Raw genomic sequence first — 3535 nt, forward strand, 5'->3', positions numbered from 1 at the left:
ACGCCATTTTGTGGTACGGGTAATATGCTGAGAGCCTTCCCCTGCCTGTTCCGGCGCAGAATATGTCACTACCGCAGTGGATAATCCGGTAACATCAATACCTGTCATGGTGATGAAGTCCCCCTGAGGCATCGGAACCCGGTTCTGCTGTGTTCGTTCAATCCCGGCATCAGAAAAAAGCCCCCGGAGATAATCACCGAGGGCCTGATAAAGATCGCTTTCCGTAACGGAGAGAGTCACACCTGAAGACATACAATAACCCTCGTCCAGTCCGGCCAGATTTCCGGTACCTCAACCACCAGCCACGTTTCATCGCCAATGACAAATTTATCGCCACCCTGTTGCCGGGTACGGTTAAGCCCGCACCAGTTACCGTCGGTATACAGTGTGGCGAAAACACCCTGCTGGTTCAGATTGTCGAGATGACGTAAATCCGCCTGGGTGACGGCCTGTTTTTGTACCCTGACGGGAACCGGATCTTCATACTCAGGCACGCGGGAATAGTCCGCCTGCTGTGTACTCCCGCGCGAGCGATAAACCAGCGCGTCCGTATAAGGATTTACCCGGCGTACCGCGCCGGAAACAATACCGTGGAGGTTCATTTTTTGCCCCCGTCAACAGAATAATCGACACTGTTCATCATATGACCGGTTTCAATAAGCGGGTTGTTAAAGCCCTTTTGCCGGACAGTGGATGCGGCGTTGGGCGGCCTTTTCCAGTCGCGAATAAACATCTGCAACTGCCCTTTGATATGCTCCCCCATGTACACCAGCGCGGTCGCGGTATCAAAATCATTCGCCCGTAAAAGCGTCGCCATTTTTTCGCCCCATTCGGGGCTTTTATACTCGATCATCTTACGGAAAAACGGACGGGGTGGAATGGTGACTGTGTGCTCAGGAATAACCACATCCTGAGCAAAATTACCCTTACCGGCTTTGACAAAGCGGTGCCCGATTTCTCCCGTTTTTTCGTTATAGCGAAAGTGAAGCGTCTGCCCGCGAGCGGGTATAATCGCACTACCGCCAAACTCGTTAATGGCGGCGATATACGCCACCGGCGTACCGTCGGGGTAGGTTGCCCCTTCAAGAAAACCCACTTTGAGACTTTTGCCCGATTTAAGGTTATCTGCGGCCTGTTTCAGCTTCTGCCGGAACTGTTTGCCGCCCGTGACTTTGTTTACCATCGACGCCCCCTCCCGTATCCCCGGTAATAATGCCCCGGATATCGCGAAGGGGAGCCGCCGGAATGATACTGCATTGAACGGTACGGTGCCGTCGCCTGCCAGTAGTCAGCGCCGTAAGGTGTCTGGAGATACCACCACGACGCATCGTTACTGCCGCTATTGTCCACGGAGACGGAAACAGAACCTTCCGACGCACTGGTGATACGTCCCACCAGTCCGGCCTGTCCGTCTTTTCCGCTCCCCAGTCCCCGCAGCGAGCACAGATGCGCAACCAGCAGGAACAGAAGCTGCTCCCGCTCGTTCAGGTCGGTAACCGGACTGTCGTCCGTATTATCCAGGTACAACGCGGTCGCCTGGTTAAACACCGCCGTCAATAGCTCCGGTGTCGCTGTGGAAAACTCCGGGTAAAGGGCCGAAAATGCCTGCCAGTCAAACGTTACCGTACCCATACCATTTTACTCCTGAGGTTTGCCCATCACTTCATCATCGCGGTTAATGCCCGGAGCCGGATCTTTCTGCGGCAGCGGTTCAAGGCCGGATTTAACGGTTTCCTGCTCCGTAGCCTGCGCGGCAGCGCTGTTCGCCTTGTCCTGCGCAAAAATAACGCCGTTTTTCACATATGGTTGCTGGCCGTGCTCCGCCAGCCAGGCTTCCCAGAACGCCTTTTCAACCTGCGTCAGGCCATAACCCCCAACGATTTTAACGGCGTTATTCCGCCAGCCTGCTACCTGTACCCGCTCCGGTCCCACTTCCAGCACCAGACCGTTCGGCAATTTGCAGCCCACTGTTACCATTTCAGCCATGACTCACACCCCCAGCATTTGTGCATACGCCAGCGGCTGGCGAATAATCGCCCCCCAGGTACCGGCAGATTTTTTTTGTTTCCAGGCAGATGATTCAGTCACTACCGCATGGGCGCGCATTTTTTCAGTGAAAGAGCAATAGCCTGTATCCTGTTCACCCAGACGCTCCGCGATAAGCTGTACCAGCTCGCCAGCGTCAGAGGTGTATTCCACTGCCGTTTCAATGGTCATCGCCGGGAAGTTTTTCGCCAGCAGATCGGACACGTTAACCTTGTACTGGTTAGTCTTGGTGAGGTTCACCTCCGCCAGCGGCGACATGCACAGCTTCATTTTGTCGGAACGCTCAATATGGCCGTTAGTCTGTTTCACCAGTTGTTTAAAGAGCTTCACGACATCGTCATACACGCCCTGTCCGTCCTTGTCGTCCCACTTGAGCTTACCGTCCACGGTATCCGGGGTTATCGGTGCGGATAACGACGGGTCATTCAGCAAACCATAGTTCGCCAGTCCGGCAATACCATAGAAGTAGGACTTATTCTGGAACTTATTCAGCGTCAGTGCCGATGCCACGTTCAGCTCTGCCGCCCAGCCAATACGGGCTGCGCCGTACATTTCCAGCTCACGTTCGCCCCATACGGTAAACGTCTGGAAGTGGTAACTTTGACGCGGTACCCAGTTGACGTTTGCGCTTACCACCCCGTTGTTGTTGTAGTCCCCGTAGGAACTCACCTCCCCGACCGATTCTGCAATCGGGAACTGTGCAGACAGTGTTGTCCAGTCACCTTTTTTGGTTTCGCCCAGAATCTGAGCCCCTTTCATCGGCGTCACCAGTACCCGGATCAGTTCTGGCTCAACGTAATTGGTGAAATACGCAGGGATGCCACTGTTAGCCACTGTAACCAGCGCAGGCTGTGCGTCCATCGCCAGTCCGTAATCGGCAGCGTATTCCGGCGGCAGATACGCCTGCGCACCGGGAAGGATGATCCCGTAGTCACGGCTGGCTGTCGCGTAATGCTGTTTGAATTTATTCATTATTTGCTCCAGGTACTGATTTTGATGACCTCATTCGCCGCGGCGGCACGGGCAACGGAAAAGTCTGTTTCAGCGAATCCCGCCATTGTGGCCCCGGCTGCGCCCGTGGCTATCTCCCCGGTGGTCAGGGAGGCAAAAACTTTCTGCCCGACCGTCGCGGCGGTGGTGGTTCGCGCCCAGAAGTCCCCCGATACCATCAGGGTGCATTCACGTCCCGGATAAATGGTGTTCGAGTCCCCGGCCAGCCATTCCACAATGGAAGCCTGCCCGTCGCGAGGGACAAACCCCGCCGGTGCGCCAGCTCCCTTATTGGCGGCAACGCCTTTGGTTACCCAGGCAAACCGGGCAATGACCAGTCCGTCAGAGCCGGTAATCAGCTCACCTTCTCCCGCCACATACGAGGCGCGAGGGTTATCACTGGCAAATGCCCCCGGAATCCCCGGTGCCGGGTACTGGTTCATGTGTGTCTGAAAAGTATTCATATCAGTAACCTCGTTTCAGTTTTGCACCGGGGAAA

General features: G+C 55.3%; 6 protein-coding genes and 1 pseudogene. All 7 read right to left on the minus strand.

Annotated features, from left to right (window positions below; genetic code table 11):
- Positions 1 to 252, minus strand: a pseudogene (locus HV477_RS27615) (hypothetical protein); the annotation flags it as partial.
- Complete coding sequence (locus tag HV477_RS27620) at positions 237 to 602, minus strand: hypothetical protein (RefSeq protein ID WP_001048639.1); 366 nt, start codon at positions 600 to 602, stop codon at positions 237 to 239. The pseudogene HV477_RS27615 and the gene HV477_RS27620, both read right to left, overlap by 16 nt.
- Positions 599 to 1183, minus strand: coding sequence for a hypothetical protein (locus HV477_RS27625; protein ID WP_000247610.1), 585 nt, complete (start codon positions 1181 to 1183; stop codon positions 599 to 601). The genes HV477_RS27620 and HV477_RS27625 overlap by 4 nt, the downstream gene beginning before the upstream one ends.
- Positions 1177 to 1632, minus strand: coding sequence for a DUF4054 domain-containing protein (locus HV477_RS27630; RefSeq protein WP_000537615.1), 456 nt, complete (start codon positions 1630 to 1632; stop codon positions 1177 to 1179). The genes HV477_RS27625 and HV477_RS27630 overlap by 7 nt, the downstream gene beginning before the upstream one ends.
- A 6-nt stretch (positions 1633 to 1638) precedes the next feature.
- The gene (locus tag HV477_RS27635) at positions 1639 to 1986 is read right to left on the minus strand and encodes a hypothetical protein (RefSeq protein WP_000829561.1); all 348 of its coding nucleotides are present in this window, start codon (positions 1984 to 1986) and stop codon (positions 1639 to 1641) included.
- Between the two features lie 3 nt (positions 1987 to 1989).
- The gene (locus HV477_RS27640; RefSeq protein WP_175065718.1) at positions 1990 to 3018 is read right to left on the minus strand and encodes a DUF2184 domain-containing protein; all 1029 of its coding nucleotides are present in this window, start codon (positions 3016 to 3018) and stop codon (positions 1990 to 1992) included.
- On the minus strand, positions 3018 to 3500 hold the full coding sequence (locus HV477_RS27645) for a hypothetical protein (RefSeq protein WP_001091405.1): 483 nt from the start codon (positions 3498 to 3500) through the stop codon (positions 3018 to 3020). Before HV477_RS27645 ends, HV477_RS27640 begins: the two co-directional genes overlap by 1 nt.
- Positions 3501 to 3535 lie beyond the last annotated feature (35 nt).

Source organism: Salmonella sp. SG203 (assembly GCF_013350575.1).
Taxonomy (GTDB): Bacteria; Pseudomonadota; Gammaproteobacteria; order Enterobacterales; family Enterobacteriaceae; genus Salmonella; species Salmonella enterica.

Excerpts from the sequence above, each read along its gene's own strand:
- HV477_RS27620 (WP_001048639.1), bottom strand. The coding sequence starts at position 602 with ATGAACCTCCACGGTATTGTTTCCGGCGCGGTACGCCGGGTAAATCCT.
- HV477_RS27625 (WP_000247610.1), bottom strand. The coding sequence starts at position 1,183 with ATGGTAAACAAAGTCACGGGCGGCAAACAGTTCCGGCAGAAGCTGAAA.
- HV477_RS27630 (WP_000537615.1), bottom strand. The coding sequence starts at position 1,632 with ATGGGTACGGTAACGTTTGACTGGCAGGCATTTTCGGCCCTTTACCCG.
- HV477_RS27635 (WP_000829561.1), bottom strand. The coding sequence starts at position 1,986 with ATGGCTGAAATGGTAACAGTGGGCTGCAAATTGCCGAACGGTCTGGTG.
- HV477_RS27640 (WP_175065718.1), bottom strand. The coding sequence starts at position 3,018 with ATGAATAAATTCAAACAGCATTACGCGACAGCCAGCCGTGACTACGGG.
- HV477_RS27645 (WP_001091405.1), bottom strand. The coding sequence starts at position 3,500 with ATGAATACTTTTCAGACACACATGAACCAGTACCCGGCACCGGGGATT.